The sequence below is a fragment of the Pedobacter sp. BAL39 genome (genome assembly GCF_000170795.1).
GTDB lineage: Bacteria > Bacteroidota > Bacteroidia > Sphingobacteriales > Sphingobacteriaceae > Pedobacter.
Genome location: NZ_ABCM01000032.1, coordinates 1 through 17,191, shown reverse-complemented (window position 1 = coordinate 17,191; position 17,191 = coordinate 1). Strand labels below are relative to the sequence as shown.

Annotated in this window: 17 protein-coding genes; 10 read left to right on the top strand and 7 right to left on the bottom strand. The window is 47.2% G+C overall.

What is annotated here, in order from left to right:
• The first annotated feature begins 6 nt into the window (after positions 1 to 6).
• The 7 genes from PBAL39_RS23640 (at position 7) to PBAL39_RS23610 (ending at position 8,266) form a co-directional block, all read left to right on the top strand.
• Complete coding sequence (locus tag PBAL39_RS23640; RefSeq protein ID WP_039867611.1) at positions 7 to 1,533, top strand: RagB/SusD family nutrient uptake outer membrane protein; 1,527 nt, start codon at positions 7 to 9, stop codon at positions 1,531 to 1,533.
• A 24-nt stretch (positions 1,534 to 1,557) separates the two neighbouring features.
• Entirely contained in the window at positions 1,558 to 2,727 is a 1,170-nt protein-coding gene (locus tag PBAL39_RS23635) for a sialidase family protein (RefSeq protein WP_157274191.1), read from the top strand.
• A gap of 20 nt (positions 2,728 to 2,747) precedes the next feature.
• Positions 2,748 to 3,893 carry a cellulase family glycosylhydrolase gene (locus tag PBAL39_RS23630; protein ID WP_039867608.1) on the top strand — a complete coding sequence of 382 codons (1,146 nt, stop codon included), beginning with the start codon at positions 2,748 to 2,750 and terminating at the stop codon, positions 3,891 to 3,893.
• 158 nt (positions 3,894 to 4,051) lie between these two features.
• Complete coding sequence (locus PBAL39_RS23625) at positions 4,052 to 5,662, top strand: glycoside hydrolase family 31 protein (protein ID WP_008246541.1); 1,611 nt, start codon at positions 4,052 to 4,054, stop codon at positions 5,660 to 5,662.
• 115 nt (positions 5,663 to 5,777) lie between these two features.
• Positions 5,778 to 6,275: a peptide-methionine (S)-S-oxide reductase MsrA gene (gene msrA, locus PBAL39_RS23620; protein WP_008246539.1), complete on the top strand. Its 498-nt coding sequence runs from the start codon at positions 5,778 to 5,780 to the stop codon at positions 6,273 to 6,275.
• An 18-nt stretch (positions 6,276 to 6,293) separates the two neighbouring features.
• Positions 6,294 to 6,878 (top strand): hypothetical protein, encoded by a 585-nt coding sequence (locus PBAL39_RS23615; RefSeq protein ID WP_008246537.1) that lies wholly within the window; start codon positions 6,294 to 6,296, stop codon positions 6,876 to 6,878.
• Positions 6,879 to 7,057: 179 nt separating this feature from the next.
• Positions 7,058 to 8,266, top strand: coding sequence for a DUF4932 domain-containing protein (locus PBAL39_RS23610; RefSeq protein ID WP_008246524.1), 1,209 nt, complete (start codon positions 7,058 to 7,060; stop codon positions 8,264 to 8,266).
• On the opposite strand, the gene PBAL39_RS23605 is transcribed toward PBAL39_RS23610, so the two are convergent.
• From PBAL39_RS23605 to PBAL39_RS23595, 3 genes are read right to left on the bottom strand one after another with little or no spacing between them, the layout of a single operon-like run.
• On the bottom strand, positions 8,256 to 8,657 hold the full coding sequence (locus PBAL39_RS23605) for a DUF1634 domain-containing protein (RefSeq protein ID WP_008246522.1): 402 nt from the start codon (positions 8,655 to 8,657) through the stop codon (positions 8,256 to 8,258). The genes PBAL39_RS23610 and PBAL39_RS23605 overlap by 11 nt on opposite strands.
• A gap of 10 nt (positions 8,658 to 8,667) precedes the next feature.
• A complete protein-coding gene (locus PBAL39_RS23600; RefSeq protein ID WP_008246520.1) occupies positions 8,668 to 9,501 on the bottom strand; it encodes a sulfite exporter TauE/SafE family protein in 834 nt (277 codons plus the stop codon).
• Between the two features lie 5 nt (positions 9,502 to 9,506).
• Positions 9,507 to 10,160, bottom strand: coding sequence for a FadR/GntR family transcriptional regulator (locus PBAL39_RS23595; protein WP_008246518.1), 654 nt, complete (start codon positions 10,158 to 10,160; stop codon positions 9,507 to 9,509).
• Positions 10,161 to 10,437: 277 nt separating this feature from the next.
• On the opposite strand from PBAL39_RS23595, the gene PBAL39_RS23590 reads away from it, so the two are divergent.
• Complete coding sequence (locus PBAL39_RS23590; protein WP_008246516.1) at positions 10,438 to 12,633, top strand: hybrid sensor histidine kinase/response regulator; 2,196 nt, start codon at positions 10,438 to 10,440, stop codon at positions 12,631 to 12,633.
• A 116-nt stretch (positions 12,634 to 12,749) separates the two neighbouring features.
• Here the strand turns inward: PBAL39_RS23590 and efp are convergent, their stop codons facing one another.
• On the bottom strand, positions 12,750 to 13,310 hold the full coding sequence (gene efp, locus PBAL39_RS23585; protein WP_008246514.1) for an elongation factor P: 561 nt from the start codon (positions 13,308 to 13,310) through the stop codon (positions 12,750 to 12,752).
• Positions 13,311 to 13,465: 155 nt separating this feature from the next.
• Between efp and PBAL39_RS23580 the strand changes: the two genes are divergently transcribed.
• On the top strand, positions 13,466 to 13,819 hold the full coding sequence (locus PBAL39_RS23580) for an MmcQ/YjbR family DNA-binding protein (RefSeq protein ID WP_039867607.1): 354 nt from the start codon (positions 13,466 to 13,468) through the stop codon (positions 13,817 to 13,819).
• A gap of 12 nt (positions 13,820 to 13,831) precedes the next feature.
• Here PBAL39_RS23580 and PBAL39_RS23575 read toward each other — a convergent pair whose 3' ends face one another.
• Both PBAL39_RS23575 and PBAL39_RS23570 read right to left on the bottom strand, forming a co-directional pair.
• Positions 13,832 to 14,914, bottom strand: coding sequence for a cellulase family glycosylhydrolase (locus PBAL39_RS23575; protein WP_157274190.1), 1,083 nt, complete (start codon positions 14,912 to 14,914; stop codon positions 13,832 to 13,834).
• Positions 14,915 to 14,953: 39 nt separating this feature from the next.
• The gene (locus tag PBAL39_RS23570) at positions 14,954 to 15,433 is read right to left on the bottom strand and encodes a hypothetical protein (RefSeq protein ID WP_157274189.1); all 480 of its coding nucleotides are present in this window, start codon (positions 15,431 to 15,433) and stop codon (positions 14,954 to 14,956) included.
• 183 nt (positions 15,434 to 15,616) lie between these two features.
• Here PBAL39_RS23570 and PBAL39_RS23565 point away from each other — a divergent pair, with 183 nt between their 5' ends.
• Complete coding sequence (locus PBAL39_RS23565) at positions 15,617 to 16,066, top strand: hypothetical protein (RefSeq protein WP_008246510.1); 450 nt, start codon at positions 15,617 to 15,619, stop codon at positions 16,064 to 16,066.
• A gap of 42 nt (positions 16,067 to 16,108) precedes the next feature.
• On the opposite strand, the gene PBAL39_RS23560 is transcribed toward PBAL39_RS23565, so the two are convergent.
• Positions 16,109 to 17,191, bottom strand: a 1,083-nt coding sequence (locus PBAL39_RS23560) for an MFS transporter (protein ID WP_008246508.1), incomplete at its 5' end; no start/stop codon positions are given.

Below are 17,191 nucleotides of genomic sequence, written 5' to 3'. Positions count from 1 at the left end.
ATCAACATGAAAAATATACTATTGATACTCCTCATCGCTGCTGCGGGTATCGTCTCGTCCTGCAAAAAAAGCCTGCTTGATCAGGACAATCCCAATACACTTACACTGGAACAGTTCTGGAAAACCGAAGCTGATGCCCAGAAAGGGGTAAATGCAATTTACCATATGTTTTATCAGCCTGGCGGCTGGTCCCGATGGATGTATTTCCGCCTTGACCTGACGTCTGATGAGGGCTTTAGCAAAAGCCCCTGGATAGAGCTTGCCGACTGGACCCGGTTTCAGTATGTCAACTATAATTTCTTTGAAGGAAATCAGAACACTTACAGGGATACGTACAAGGCGATTTTCAGGTGTAACCAGGTATTGACCTATGTGCCTGACATCCCATTTGCAGACCAGAATAAAAAAGCACAGATCCTCGCTGAGGCGAAGTTTATGCGTGGATTATACTATTACTATGCGGCACTGCTTTGGGAAAACTTCCCTATCGTGACCACCTTGCAGAGCCCGACGGACATGCCGGAACAAAGCAGCCTTGCCCAGGTATGGGCACAGGTGGAAAAAGACCTTTCTGAAGCCGCTGCGGCTTTACCTCCACAATGGACCGGTAATGACATCGGCCGCCCCACCAAAGGTGCCGCATTTGCTTTGCTGGGTAAAACATACATGCAACAGCGTAAATGGTCAGATGCGAAAACTGCTTTCGATTACCTCGTTACTGGTGCCGGCATGTCTTTTTATGACCTCGTTGCTTATCAGGATAACTTCCGTGCTGAAAATGAGAATAATAAAGAATCTGTATTTGAAATCCAATTCTCGGATGCGAATAAAACTACTGAGGGTGACGGACCGAGCTCAAGCATGGGCAGCAATAGGGCGCAATTTTTTGCACCACGCTCTATAGGCTGGTCTGACGGACAAGCCCGCAACTGGATGGTGGCAGAGTTTAAAAAAGAGAAAACTGTCGATGATAAAATCGATCCCCGTCTCCGCTATACCTTGTTCTATCCCGGACTGGAAGCTGATTTTGGCGATAAAATATATGGCAGAAGCTGGCAATGGGATGCGGATGAAGCCTGGTTCCGCAAATACTCCAGAGATTATATGCGCAACAACGAAGACTATTTTAATCAGATCAACAACCGCATGATCCGTTTTGCTGATGTGCTGCTGATGTATGCGGAAGCCCTGAATGAATTAGGCCAGACTGCAGATGCTTACCAATATGTAAACCGCGTGAGACAACGGGTAAATATGGCCCCACTGGCTACGGCTTATCCGGCAATCGGTAACAATAAAGACCTGTTCAGAGAACGTCTGAAGATGGAGCGCGTCCTGGAATTGTGTGGGGAGAGCGTCCGTTGGGCAGATTTGAAACGATGGGGCGAATTGGATACTGAAGCAGGTATCACAAAAGTTGCACTGCGCGATCCTGATTTTAATAACTTCGTGTTGGACAAGAGTATACGATTGCCACTTCCGCAAATCGAAGTGGAGAATAACACCAAGCTTACTCAGAATCCACATTATTAGCGCATGATCTTAAATCAAGGACAGATGTTTAAACTATTAATAGTTAATGTTTTAGCGGTGTTTTCTGCCTTGGGCTGTTCAAAAAAGGATAGCGCAACTGTCGATACTCCGGTAGGGGTAAAGGAAACGCATATTGAATGGGACCAGAGCAGCAGGAAACGTGTGTCTGATGCAAGTCTGAATGCGAGATATTCGGGATATGCCAGGATCATCCAGCTGCCTGATGGGTCATTACTGGCTGTATACGAAGCGGAGGGAAGCATCGTCTCGGTAAAAAGTACAGACCTGGGCAATACCTGGTCAAAAGCGGTGATCGTGGCTCCGCGCAGCAATGGCATTAACAATGCAGTGCCGGATTTGCTGCTGTTAAAGGATCAGACCATCCTGGTTTGTTATAATGCGCGGCCGTATGACATCTCCCCGTCGAGAAAGTTCAGTATCCTGGTGAAGAAAAGTACCGATGGAGGACTGTCCTGGAACAATGAACGCCTGTTGTATGAGGCTGGACATCAATTTGAAAATGGCTGCTGGGAACCGGCAGCCATTCAGTTGCCAAATGGCGAAATACAGCTTTATTTTGCCAACGAAGGCCCCTATACCAACTCTGATGAGCAGAATATCTCTATGTTACGTTCTGCAGATCAGGGCGATAGCTGGACGTCTGAGCCCGTCGTGGTGAGCTTCAGGCCTGGAAAGAGAGACGGCATGCCGGTACCGCTACTCTTAAAAAACGGTACAGATGTTGTCGTCGCAATAGAAGACAATGCGGTCAACACATTTAAACCATACATCGTAAAAAATACGCTGCAGGAGAACTGGGCGGTAACGGTGGGCGCTGAAAGTCGGAACCGGAGTTATGCTTTGTCGGCCAGGGTTGCTGATGAAATTTATGCTGGTGCACCTTTCATCAGGCAGCTCAGTACTGGCGAGACCATTTTGTCCTACCAGGGCACAGAAGGACGTACCAACGATATGAACTTCGCAGACATGAAAGTAGTGATCGGCAATGACCAGGCAAAAGACTTTGGCAGTAAATCTACACCATTTCTGATCCCTGCCAACAAATCATGCCTTTGGAACAGCCTGACGGTATTGAGTGATGATACGATATTGGCTGTGGCCAGCACTAACGCCTATTCCAGCGCAACGGAGGTATGGATGATCAAAGGAAAAGTAATAAAGGAGACCAATTAAATAACGAAAGAATCAAAACTATGCAGAAACACAGAATTATCCTCATTGCACTATTCTTTGCTACCCTGTTTTACAGTTGCTCGGAGCAAAAAAAGGAAGAGACCAAAGCGCGCGGCATCTGGACCAAGGAACAGGCCAACGACTGGTACAAACAACAGAAATGGCTCGTAGGAGTAAATTTTACACCGGCAAATGCCATCAATCAGCTCGAAATGTGGCAGGCAGATACCTATGATACTGCTACAATTGATAAGGAACTGGGCTGGGCAGCAGACCTGGGGATGACGACAGTGAGGGTGTATCTCCATGATGCGCTATATGAGCAGGATTCCGTAGGCTTTCTTAATCGCATCGACAGCTTCCTGAGCATCGCGAAAAAAAGAAACATCAAACCCTTGCTCGTGATCTTCGACTCCTGCTGGGACCCTTTTTATAAGCTAGGTAAACAAAGGGACCCGCTTCCTTTCAAACACAATTCAGGATGGGTGCAAAGTCCGGGACAGGTGGCCCTGAAAGACTCCTTGCAATATCCCCGTCTGGAAAGGTACGTGAAAGGTCTGGTCAAACACTTCGCCAACGACGACCGCATCTTAGGTTGGGATGTATGGAATGAGCCGGATAACATGACGGGCCCTTCGTATGAAAAGGTGGAAACACCGGATAAAGTGGCCCTGGTGCTTCCCCTGCTGGAAAAAACCTTTGCCTGGGCAAGATCCGTGAACCCTTCGCAACCGCTCACTTCGGGCATCTGGTCTGGCGACTGGTCTTCGGAAGATAAACTGAAGCCGATTGAGAAACTTCAGCTGGAGCAGTCAGATGTCATCACCTTCCACAATTATGATACACCGGAAGAGTTCGAAAAACGCATCAAATGGCTGCAACGCTACGGTAAACCATTGATCTGTACAGAGTATATGGCCAGACCCAATGGCAGTACTTTCGCAGGCTTCCTGCCCATTGCTGAAAAATATAATGTTGGAATGATCAACTGGGGTTTTGTGGATGGCAAAACACAAACGAAATATCCATGGGATACCTGGACAAAAAACTATACTTCGGAACCTCCCGTATGGTTTCATGAAATCTTAAAGGCTGATGGAAGTCCTTATCGTAAGGAAGAGACAGACCTCATCAGGTCCATGACAGGAGCCAAGCCTGTGAAATAAAAGATCAGCATGAATGAAATAAAACAAACGTTTGCGTAGTCAATGCAAACGTTTGTTTAATGATTTTTTAACGCCTCCTCTTTTGCTGGTTTGTATTGCAGCTGATTTTCCTGCATTTTTACTAGGTAACCATTCCTGATCAACAACAAACCAGCCTTATGACCAAATTCTTTAATTGTACACTGTTGCTGCTGAGCCTGATAGGTGCCGGCATAACCAAACTTGATGCACAGACCAGCCTGACCATCCGGAAGGGCGAGAAATGGTTTGGCGCGGCCGTGAACGAAGGCCATCTCATGCCTTTCAGGGAAGGGCATACGCTGGACATACATGGAAATACTGTTGGCAACCAGGCGAGCCCTTTGTTGATTTCCACCGCAGGTCGTTACATCTGGAGCGAGGAACCTTTTCGTTTTACGTTCGAGAAGAACAAATTGGTGATCGACCGGACGGAAAGCGCATTGACGATTGACTCTTCGCAAAAGAACCTCCCTCAGGCCTTCGAAAACGCATCCAAGCGATTTTTCCCATCCCCAAATGTATTGCCTGATACGTTGCTATTCACTAAACCGCAATACAATACCTGGATAGAACTGGTGTATAACCAAAATCAAGCTGATATCCTGGCTTACGCACATTCCATCATCAACAACGGTTTTCCTCCGGGAGTAATCATGATCGATGACAACTGGGCGGACTACTACGGCCGCTTTGATTTTCGTAAAGACCGCTTTGGAAATGCAGCGGGGATGGTGGACAGCCTGCATCAACTCGGCTTTAAGGTGATGCTCTGGATCTCGCCCTTCGTGTCTCCTGATACGGACGTATTCCGGGAACTGCTGGAGAAAAAATGCCTGCTGATGAGTAAGGAGGTCAATGTGGGCATCAGCCAGCCAGAAACGCAGAAACCAGCAATCATCAGCTGGTGGAACGGCTATAGTGCCGTGCTTGATTTTACCAATCCCGCAGCTAAAATGTGGTTTGAGGGGAAACTGGAGTACATGATGAAAACCTATCACCTGGATGGCTTTAAATTTGATGCCGGTGATGCTGAGTTTTACCCTGCTGATGCAGTATCATTCTCGAAGGCCTCGCCAAATGAACACAGCAGGCTCTGGGGAGAAATCGGCCTGAAGTTTCCGCTAAATGAATACCGGGCGATGTGGAAAATGGGAGGGCAGCCATTGGTGCAGCGGCTCAGGGATAAACAGCATACCTGGGTAGATCTTCAAAAGCTCATCCCTCACATCACAGTTGCCGGATTACTTGGTTACCAGTTCACCTGTCCTGACATGATTGGTGGTGGTGAGTTTGGCTCGTTCCGCGACAAAGGTGTACTTGATGAGGAACTGATTGTGCGCTCGGCCCAATGTTCGGCACTCATGCCCATGATGCAGTTTTCAGTGGCACCATGGCGGGTGTTGAATCAAACCAACCTGAAGGCCCTGAAACAGGCGGTTGACCTCCGTATGAAGTACACACCCTACATCCTTGAGCTTGCAAAGGCATCTGCTCTCAGCGGTAAGCCAATGGTGCGTAACATGGAATACCAGTTCCCAAACCAGGGCTTCGCTGATGAAAAAGGACAGTTTATGTTAGGCGACAGATACCTGATTGCCCCGGTGCTCAGCAAGGAACATCGTAAAACCGTTGCCCTGCCTAAGGGAAGATGGAAAGATGATCTGGGGAAAATCTTTAATGGCCCTCTGAAAATCGAAACCCCGGTTTCATTGGAACGGTTGCCGGTATATGAATTGGTGAAACCCTGAGCATTAAATTATCCTGCAGTTCGTTGATGAAAAGTAAACTAATGCCGTCCTCTTGTTGTTCATCTTGCCTTTTCACAGTCATAACCGTATCTTCATGTCAAATAAATAAAATTACATGAATACTGAACAAGCCATTCTCGCAGGCGGTTGCTTCTGGGGCGTAGAAGAACTGATCCGTCAACTTCCTGGTGTAAACTCAACCATGGTGGGATACACTGGTGGTGATGTGCCGAATGCTACTTACCGCAATCATGGTACACACGCAGAAGCCCTGAAAATTACTTTTGATCCTGAGCTATTACCTTACCGAGGTCTGCTTGAATATTTCTTCCAGATCCACGATCCTACAACAAGGAACCGACAAGGCAACGATATTGGCACCTCCTACAGATCAGCGATATTTTACGCTGACGATCAACAAAAGCAGACTGCTGAACAATTGATCTCGGAATTAGAGGCCTCAGGTAAATGGCCTGGTAAATTTGCGACTGAGGTGGTACCGGAAACCGACTTCTGGGACGCGGAAGAGGAACATCGCGATTATCTGCAGAAACATCCGTTCGGGTATACCTGTCACTTTGAAAGACCGGATTGGAAAATAAGCAAACCATAACCACATTATATAGGGCAGATGGTATATAAATTTGAGGAGGTGCTCAATGATCTGATGGATTATTTTATCCTTGGTGATCCTGATTATTTACTTCATTACAAAAATGCACACGGGCTTCCTGACGACCTGCTGCTGGAGTTTACGACACAGGAACGTGGCGATCTTGCAGTAAGTGAGGGCGTAATGCTGCCGCTGTCAAAAGTTGAAAATCTGCCCTACACGGTTTACTTTAATCTTTCTGAAGGTCAGCCCGAATTATTAAAGGAAGGCAATGAACTGCAGGTCAGACAGGCTGGTCATTGCCTTCGTGTCGAGAGCGGTGCAGTGTATCTGTATACCATGCCCTATCTGCGTTCTTATACCGATGCTACCGTCGCCAGGATCAAACAGCACCGCAGTGCAAAGATATCACTGCCTAATGGTTGGTATGCCGTGGAGGTGCTGGGAGGCTTGACAAAACAAACAACAGAACTCATCAATGTAAATGGAGATCGGGTCAGCTTTGAAGAGCTTGAGCCGACGTTTGAATTCCTCATCATTCCTTCAAAGGATCGGCCTGAATATACCGCTGATCTCAATTATCCCTATCAAATAAATTCCTGACAGGTGCAGAGTACCGCGATTTTCCCGACAGACCCACAGCAGCGTACGTAATTGTACACCTGCTGTCCGATGTTGAACAAATGGGCACATGAAATGACAATTACAATGCGATGAAGCGCCTTAGGAAGCCTCCATTATTATGGCACAGCTGTTGGTGCATCCGGTTCAACCAATTTGTTATGATGAAGATTCCAGTATACCTCGCATTGATTTTTCTGCTCCCGTTTCATGTAAATGGACAGCTGTCCAGCCGCCTTTCGCCAAAAGTGACCGTCGCTGTAAACACTAATATTGAAACTTACTTCATCGCAGAAAAGCTGGCCGTTGAGCACATCGGCAACTACGTATTCAGCAATAAAGAGGTGCAGTTTACACATCAGCCCATTGTCCATTTTGGACTCAAAACCTTCCTGCCCTGGAAGGACAGCCCGGTGATCCTGAGGATTGCGGAGCTCCTGAAACAAATGAGGGAGATCTTACATGATAATTCTCAGGAAATTGAATACCTGACCTATAGAAAACCATTTCCTGCAACGGGCTTCCGCTGGCCACCACCCGTAGACTTGCCCTTATTCAGCGAGCGCTACCCCGGTGCCCGTGCCATGGGGGAGGAGCTGGCCGATAGCCTTGCCTCTTTTTACAAACAGGCAAGGGTAGGTAGCTTTCTAAAACAGAATGTCGCTTTTTATAAAGGTGCACTGGCGGAAGCCACTAAACACATCAGCGTGAAAGCCATCCCATTCATGGAGAAATGGTATGGTAAACAGTTTGCCGGATATGAATTCTACCTGATGCCTGGTATGCCAATCACGCCCGGAGATGACAACTACCGCGCCTTCGGTCCCAAGCTGACCAGTCCGAATGGCGAAGTTTCGGCCATGATCTTCAGCTCCAGCATCCAGCTGCCACTGCTCAACTCTTTAAGTGTCTATCGTCAGTTCGGATTTGACAACGCAGAGGTCATCAGGTTCCTGACTGTGCATGAGCTGGGGCATTCTTTCGTAAACCCTGTTATTGAACCTTTAAAACAACTGGTCCAACGTGACACCTCCTTGTTCACGGCCACACTGGCCAGGCACCTGGAAAAATCATATATCAGCACCTGGGAAACCTGCCTTGTGGAACACCTCGTCAGGCTCGGCGAAATACGCATCGCGAAATCAATGGGCGATATCGCGGAAGAAAACAGGATCAGAAAACTCCATGTTTCGGAATTTGGTTTTGTGCTGCTGCCCATGCTGGAAAAGGTAATTGAAAAATATGAGTCCGACAGGGCCAGGTATCCCGACTTCAAAAGTTTTCTACCAGAAATATTCAGCAGCCTCCATCAGCTCCAACCGGCAGATATTGATGCCCTGGTTAAGGCGGCAACCCCGCTTAACCCTTGATGCCGCCAAAAATACTGACCATGATGATGCAAAGCACGATTAATGTGATGCAGATGTACAACCTGTCTTTTTCCAGTGTAAAAGCGACAAGCGAGCTCAGTACACGTAAAATAGGAGTGGCCACGAGTATCAGGATCCCCAATTGGATGATCTCTGTGGGCTCCAGGTTAAGGGCGCCGTGGAAAATGCCTTTTATTGTAATGAATGCCTCTTCCTGCCCGACAAAATGCCCATAGTCGGGAATCGCATTTTTACCGTGATGAATCAGGTAGGCGATGCCACCAAGGAAGGCGACTACACTTGCCGTGACTACGCCATATCTCAACAGACGGCCTACTATGGATTGTACGTCACCGTCATTCCATGCTGTTTTTGAATCTATATTTTTCATCGTTACAAGGTTAAAAATGGTGTTGAATGCCGTTGTAAATCATTTCTGTGGCAATGAAGACTATCGCAGTGCAGAAAATGATTTTCAGCACCCTGGTATTCATGCGGGTGAGTAACTTGGAACCCGTGATGGCGCCACCAAGAACGCCCAGTATCACCGGAAAGGCAATTCCAGGATCCATATATCCGCGTTGCAGGTATACCACCGCACTGGCCGCTGCGGTAACACCAATCATGAAGTTACTGGTGGTCGTGCTCACCTTGAAAGGGATGCGCATGACGGTATCCATCGCCAGCACTTTGAGTGCCCCGGAGCCAATGCCCAGCAAACCGGAAATGACGCCTGCAAAGGCCATAATGGAAAAACCACCGCCAATATTTTTAAGTTTATACTGCACAATACCTTCTTTCGTGGGGTAACTGCTGTTGAGTTTGAGCAAATACGAAAGCTTACTACCTTCAGTGAGCGCAGCCTCGTTTTTCTTCCTGAGTGTCATCGCGGCCGAAAATAATAGGATCACCCCAAAAAGGATGGCAATGGTATTGGTAGGGGTGTAAACGGCAATTAAGGCACCGCCTACGGCACCGATGGTCGTCGCAATTTCCAGAAACATCCCCAGACGGATGTTGGTGATGCCTTCCTTCACATACGCAGTTGCTGAGCCTGAAGAGGTAGCGATCGATGCCAGCAACGCGGCGCCAATGGCATATCGGATGTCGACACCAAATACCAGTGTGAGTAGCGGAATGACAATGACGCCTCCGCCAAGCCCCGTCAATGAGCCCAGCAGGCCCGCGAAATATGCGCCGATCAGTAAGATGATGCTAAATAAAAAAATGGTCATAATGATTAATAATTGTTGTCAAGAATACGCTGCAGGGCCAACTCTGCCTGTTTTGCGCTTTTAGATTGAATGGCCTTATAGAGCGATTCATGAAGGTGGTGGCTCATAGCGAAATAACTGATACCCTTTGTTTCTCTTTTTGTAAAGAAGTCGCGAATAATGGAGGTGAAACGCTCATAAAGATCGGCAAGGACGGTGTTGGAGGAAGCTTTGGCAATGGCCATGTGAAAAGCGATATCGGCATCCATACATTGCTGCCGGTTTTCCTCCTGAATGGCACTGCGCCTTTTCTCCAGACAGGCGGCGATGTCCTTCAGCTGATCTGCATTGCGGTGAACAGCAGCTAACCTCACGATTTCCTTTTCCAACAGGCTCCTCACCGCGTTTACTTCCTCGAAATCTGCACGGCTTAACTTCTGGTCCAATGGTTCGTTTGCTGTCTGTTCGTTGATAAATGTACCGGAACCCTGCTGTACTTTCAATGTCCCGGACAGGGCCAGCGCCTTTATGGCTTCGCGGATCGTGGAGCGACCCACCTCATACAACTGCATCAGTTCTGGTTCTGCGGGAATCTTGTCGCCAACCTTGTATTTCCCCGAAGCGATGTCCTGCCTGATCTGCTGAATTACCTGTTCGCTGAGCTTAGTCTTTAACGTCATGTGTTTTTATTTGATATGATGATCATTCCCAATTTATAGTACAAAGGTATGATGTTTAAACAAACATCATACCTTTGTTGTTTAAAATAGAATCATTTCAATGTAATCTTGGCAGGGGCAGGGGCAGGGAGGCATTACCTCTCGTGAATTTACGATATTTGGTAAGTTTGTACTGCCGTTGATTCTTGTAAGTCATTCGTTTATAGGTTGGTGTGTAGAGGTCTGAATGTTGTTGCCCTTACCGGGTTGATCATTCCTACTTTATTTGGCGCCCATCATGGAAAATCCTCGTTTTTATATTTCAAACAGAAGGTTCAGCTACCTGATCTTTTCGGCATTCCTCATCGGAACGGTACTGTTAATCGTTGTCCAATACAATTCTTCCCAGAATACAAATGTGCTGATTGAGGGAAACCGCGACTTACTGGCCGAGCTGAGGACAAGCAATCACCTCCGCGAGATTGATCGCGACATCCTGGGAGTGGAAAGCAGGATCAGGGCGGCCATAGCGACCGACGATACCTCACATCTGGAGGGAGTGGAACATAAGATAAAATCGGTGAGCGGTTACCTGGATTCCCTGAATGAAGGGAATGATGATCCTTTGATAAAAACAGCGCTGGACAGGCTAAATTACCTTGCTCAGGAAAAAGTGCGTACCAAAAGACACCTGGTAGACCTTTTTGCACAAACCGGCCGCATGAACGATACCACCTCCATCGGAAATCCTCAGGCAAGGATGACTTCCGATGAAATTACCAGTACCACCCATCGCATCTACAACAGTCGCCAGGAACTGATGCAGGAACTTACTGCAAAGATCAGCGATAGTGGTGCGAAGGCACGGATGTATGGGAACTCCCTGATTGCACTGCTCTTATTGGGTGGGGCTGGACTGTGCTGGTTTATCATCAGACAGTACCGCATGCAAAGCCTTTTGATACAAAAGCTTGATCTCTCCGAAAAGAGGGCCAGGGAGGCTTTGAGTGTCAAGGAGAACTTTCTCGCCAATATGAGTCATGAAATTCGTACGCCGCTCAACTCCATTCTGGGTTTTACCAACCTCCTGCAGCGTCGCAATGCGGATGGCGTCATGGCACATTATATCGTTTCCATTCAACAGGCCGGAGAAAACCTGCTGGCCATCATCAACGATATCCTGGACATCTCAAAGATTGAAGCGGGTATGATGCGCATTGTCAATAAACCCTTTAGCATCCGGGGGCTCTTACACTCCGTAGAAGTGCTCTTCTCTGAACGGGTAAAGTCTAAACGCCTTGGTTACCATACGCTCGTCGACGGTGATGTGCCCGATACGCTGATCGGGGATGCTACGCGCCTGACGCAGATCATGGTTAACCTACTCGGTAATGGGCTTAAATTCAGTGAAAAGGGCGCTTTGAGGGTGGGCGTGAAGTGCAAAGAGGTGTGGCCGGACCATGTTGTCCTTGTGTTTGAGGTGTCAGACAATGGGATCGGCATTGAACAGGAAAAACTCAACCAGATATTCGGCCGCTTCAACCAGGCTGATGATTCCATCACCAGAAATTATGGTGGTACGGGACTGGGCCTCTCCATTGTTCAAAATCTCCTTTCCATACAGCATGGGGACATTAGTGTCAGCAGCGAAGCAGGTAAGGGCACGACCTTTACGTTTTACATTCCCTATCAAAAGGCGGCCGATGAAATTCTTCATCCTGTTCCGGCACCCAAAACCTCAGAAACAACATGGATCAGTAAGGCCATCCATATTCTTGTGGTAGACGACAATGTCATGAACCAGGACCTGATGGCCAATATCCTTGATTACTGGGGTTTCTCATTTTCCATTGCTTCAAATGGAAGAGAGGCAATTTATCAATTGAAACGCACACCTTTTGATCTGGTGCTGATGGATATACAAATGCCCGAAATGGACGGTTACTCTGCCACAACGCACATACGCTCGACAATGAAATCTGCTGTCCCCATCATTGCCATGACGGCACATGCCATGACAGGGGAGCGGGAGAAATGCATCAACATCGGTATGAATGACTACATCTCCAAACCAGTCAACGAGCAGGAACTGCTCGAAATGATTCATAAGGTGACTGCGGTTGCTGGTAGCGGCGACAGACATCTGGTGTACCGTCATATCAATCTGGAGTATATCAAGGATATGGGTAAGGGGAATGCCGGCTACGAAAGAAATATGACCAGCCACTTTGTGCAAAGAATCCCGGAAGATATGCAACGTCTTCATGAAGGGCTCCGTAATGGGGACAATGACCTGATCAGACGGACGGCCCACAGCCTGCGAACGACACTCGCCATCATGGGGGTGCTCCAGCAGGCTGTTCATCTATTGGATGCCCTGGAATTTCCTACTGCAGCTCAGCGTGATCTTGGTGCCTTGATTACCAGCCTCGAAAATACCTGCAAACCAGCGTTAGCTGAAGCAGAGCAACATTTGTCCGGCCTCGGAGGCTGAGGCCCGATGTCGGGAAGGTCCTCGGGCAGCGTCATCGTTCAGTTGTGCAAGCGTGGGGCATCGCATAAAAAAAGCGGCCTAATTTTCTTAAGCCGCCTTTCATGGTATGAATTGAGTTATTTTACACGCTCAACATATTCTCCCGTGCGGGTATCTACTTTTACTTTATCTCCAAGGTTCACAAAAAGAGGAACTTTAATCTCAACACCATTTTCGGTGGTGGCATATTTCTGTGCACCTGAAGATGTGTCTCCTTTAACTGCGGGTTCTGCATAAGTAATCTCCAGCTCCACAAAATTTGGTGCCTGTGCCATGATCGGCTCTTCGCTTTCAAATGAAACAATCACATCCATTCCTTCTTTCAGGAACCTTGCAGATGGACCGAACAATGCTTTAGGGACATTAAACTGCTCAAAAGAAACATTGTCCATCACTACAAAATAGTCACCTTCTTCGTACAGGTATTGGTAATCATTCGTTTCTACACGGCAGATTTCTACCTGCTCATCAGTACCTAAACGGGCCTCTACAATTTTGCCTGTTTTAATATTGCGGAACTTGCCCAGATAAAAAGCACCGCCTTTACCAGGTGTACGGTGTAAAATCTCCGTAACGGTTACCAGTTCATTGTTGAAACGTAAAATATTTCCCACCTTAATTTCAGATGCTTTTGCCATAAAAATATAATTGTAAAATTTGACCCCAAATATAGAGGCTTTTTTCAGACTTAGCTTCCATATTTGAAACAATTTTAGCAAGTTAAACTGTTAATTGTCCTTTATAATGCCGATGCTATTTTACACCTTTCTGGTAATCCTTATATTTGATGCTGATGAATATAGAAGAACTACGTGATTATTGCCTGCAGAAGGCTGGTGCTACAGAGGGTCTTCCTTTTGGCGAGGAGACATTGGTATTTAAGGTTGGTGAGAAAATATTTCTGCTCATCGGTCTCGAGCAAGGAAACCGCTTTAACGTCAAATGTGATCCCGAAAGGGCCATTGCGCTGCGCGAGCAACATGAAGAGGTTCAACCCGGATTTCATATGAATAAAAAACATTGGAATACAGTTTTTATGGATGGGAGGCTGACCTTCAAAGAGCTACATGAACTGATAGACCATTCTTATGAGCTGGTATTCAACAGTCTGCCACAAGTTAAAAGAGCAGAAATTGCATCCCTTTAGGACATTTTAATCCTACAGGCGGCAAGCCTTTACTGCTGTTTTCTGTATGGAATTGGCATCCGTCACCGCCATCGCTTTACCTGCTCCATGCAAACCGCTAAACAATCCATCGTTAGTCATACTCAGCTGGTTGTTGGCCCCGGGATTTTCATAAAAGCCCCACCACCAGACCAGATAACCTATTCCCTGTGTCTGACATCGGCTCATCAGCAGACTATAATTGATCTGGTAGGCGATATTGTTCTGGATGTCCGCCCTTGCCAGCTCGCCGATCACAATCGGAAGCCCCGAATTGGCCAGGTTGTTCATGGTGGTGTTCAGCCAGCTGTCGGGATAATTACCAAAAGCACCATTTACAGGCCAGTAGGCATGTACGCTGAATATCAGGTTGCGCAGAGGATCTGCGTCCATCATGCTATTTCCATTTTCCAGAAAAAAGACGTGATTTTTGCCCCAGTCCGGTGCGTCAACCATAATCGGGCAGGTATATCCGGCATCTCTCAGGCCTTTAACTGCGATGACATTTGCCGTTTTGTAGGAGCTGGCGTGTGCTGTTCCGTTGTCTGGTTCATTGGCGATATTCAGAATGATGGATTTCTGATATCTGAAAAGCAATGTGCTGATCTCCGGTTTTGTCCACCATGCCACTGCCTTGGGCAAGTCGGTCAGCACATTACCTGTGCCGGTGAAATCGTGTAATTCCAGTATTGGGATCATCCCTTTGCTGATGCATGAGCTGATCATCCCCTCCAGCGCGGAACCACTGAGTGCCGTCATTGCTCCTCCATTGCTCCAGTCCTGATATTCACGTGTCAACACCAGGCGCACCGAGTTGGCGCCCGTCTGCGCGATTTCTTCCAGCTCATTCTGCCCAAACCGGGCTGCATAAATATTACCCATATTGATGCCCCGCAACAGCACCTTGTTGCCACAGTCATCGGCCAGGTATTTGCCGTCGACTACATGTAAGCCTTTTTTCAGGTCTGCTGTGCCCTTATCTTTTTTACCGCATCCAGAGATGGAGAGCGAAAAAACAATACCGGCCAGCAGGCCAAGGGCATAAAATGTGGAATGTGTTTTTTTAAGGATCTTCATTTTTGCTGATGTAATCAGCCGGAAATAATCCGGCATTGGTTATCGTTCGTTTATTTTACCAGTGTAGCTGCCTTCGACCAGCCCTTTGCTGGTAACAGCGTTTATCTTAAGGTTGTAGTTGTCTCCCGTTTTTGTGATGACTACCGTTCCGCTCCTGATCTCATCAGATTTTGAAATGTCTGTTTTCACATATCCTCCGGAGAAGTGTTTTGCAGGGTCATAACCCGCGGCAGCATTGTCCATGTAGGTAAACGTACCTTGCGGGATGGTGACCGGGCTTTTGTAAAACAACAGCTGTATTTCATTGCTGACCTCTGTGGCTTTCAGGACAATGCTCATGATGTTGTTGTTGAAATAAACGGCATTGGTAAAACTGGCATGCTCAATGCTAAGGGTCTTTTCCTGATAGAGGTAACGGTTGTCGCCATTTCCTTCTTTCTCTTCACTGTCTTTCTTGCAGCCGGATGAAACTCCGCCCAAGATGCATAGGAGGCATAATAATGTGCTTAGATTTTTCATAATATCGATGTTTTAAATGATAATTTTCATTGTAAAACTAATCTCCTGAGCAACATCGTTGTCCGCCAATGTTTGTTCTGGAAGGATGAATGAGTAAATCTGTACTTTCAGGGAGTGAACTTGTCAAATCACAAAATATTATTTCTATTTTTAGCCATTACCTAACGCTTATCCATTGCCCCGATGAAAACAATTACTTTGACAACCTGTATGCTGCTGTTCCTGGCGACGGGCTTCACCGGCTGTAAGACCAGCATGGTCATCTCCAGAGGGACCAACTTTAACAACTGCCAGGGATATTGCCACCAGGTGCTGACACTGGAGGAAAAAAAGATCACTTTCACAAAACGCCGAAATACATCTCCCAAACTTGAATCACAAATGATGGTTGCCAGAGCTGGCACGGAGTATCAAAAAGTATTAAACACCTTCGATGTTAAATCCTTTAAAGCGCTTCCCGGCACGATTGGCTGCCCCGACTGTGCCGACGGTGGTTCTGAATGGATAGAAGTCAGGTCCGGATGGAAAAAGAGGAGGGTCACCTTTGAATTTGGTCATGCGCCTGAAGTCCTGAAAACTACTGTCCAGGAGCTGAAAGCCCTGCAGGAAGGGCTCAACAAAAAAATCAACTAGTCCTGCTGCAATGGCACGAAGTTTCTAAAAACAGTGATGAGATTACTTTGCATTTTTCATCAGGCTGTAAAGGTAGCTGCTGGCCAGCAGCATGGCACTGAGCACCACCCATAATACATTGTAACCGTAGTGCTCAGCGATAAAAAATCCCGCTGTCGGTCCAACAAGCTGTGCAACAGACCAGCACAACATATATCCTGCAGCATACAGTCCCCTGTTAAATTCATTGGCCCTGCTCATCACGAAGGTATTGATGAAAGGAAGGGCGAACATTTCCCCAATGGTGAAGAGGACAATACAAAGACAGCCCAGCAGTACTGGCACCTTGAACGGCAACAGCAGTACGAGAAAACATCCCGCGATGAAAAATACGCCGACCACGATAAAGAAAATCGGGGAACGTTTGCCCTCAATTTTGTGGATCATCACCATCTCAAATAAGGCGATGATAATGCCATTGAGCCCCAGGATCAGTCCGATCATGAACTCGTCAATTTTCCATTCTTCTTTAAAAAATACCGGGACAACCCTGAATACCAGGAAGGCGCAGATGATGAATACCGTGCTCAGCAGGATAAACTTAATAAATACCAGGTCATTCCATGGCTTCCTCACGATGACGCCTTTTGCTTTCTCTTTGATGGTTTTCCGATAGCCCCTGATTTTCGGAAGAAACCACAATATGCCAAGTCCTGCAATGATGCTGACACTGCCATCTACGAAAAACAGCATCCTGTAATCATATGAGGCAATCAGTCCGCCCATGCTGACACCCACAGCCCAGCCGATATTGGTGGCCAGCCGGTTTAAAGAATAGGAGCGTGTCTCCAGTCCCGGTTTTGCATAAGCAGCAATGGCTGCGAAATTCGCCGGGCGGAAAGATTCTGAGAAGAAACTAATCACCACCGCCAGGATACACAGGGTGTGAAAATGTGTAACATTTGCGAAGATGATGAAGAAAATCCCGCTCACAATAGCGGCGACAATCTGAACGGGCCTGAAGCCGACCACATCGGTAAGTTTTCCTCCTGCGGCAGATCCCAGGATGGAGCCCAGTCCAAACAGGGTAATGATCAATCCTGCATCTGAAGCGGCCCTGTGCAGCGATTGGGTCACGAAAAGCCC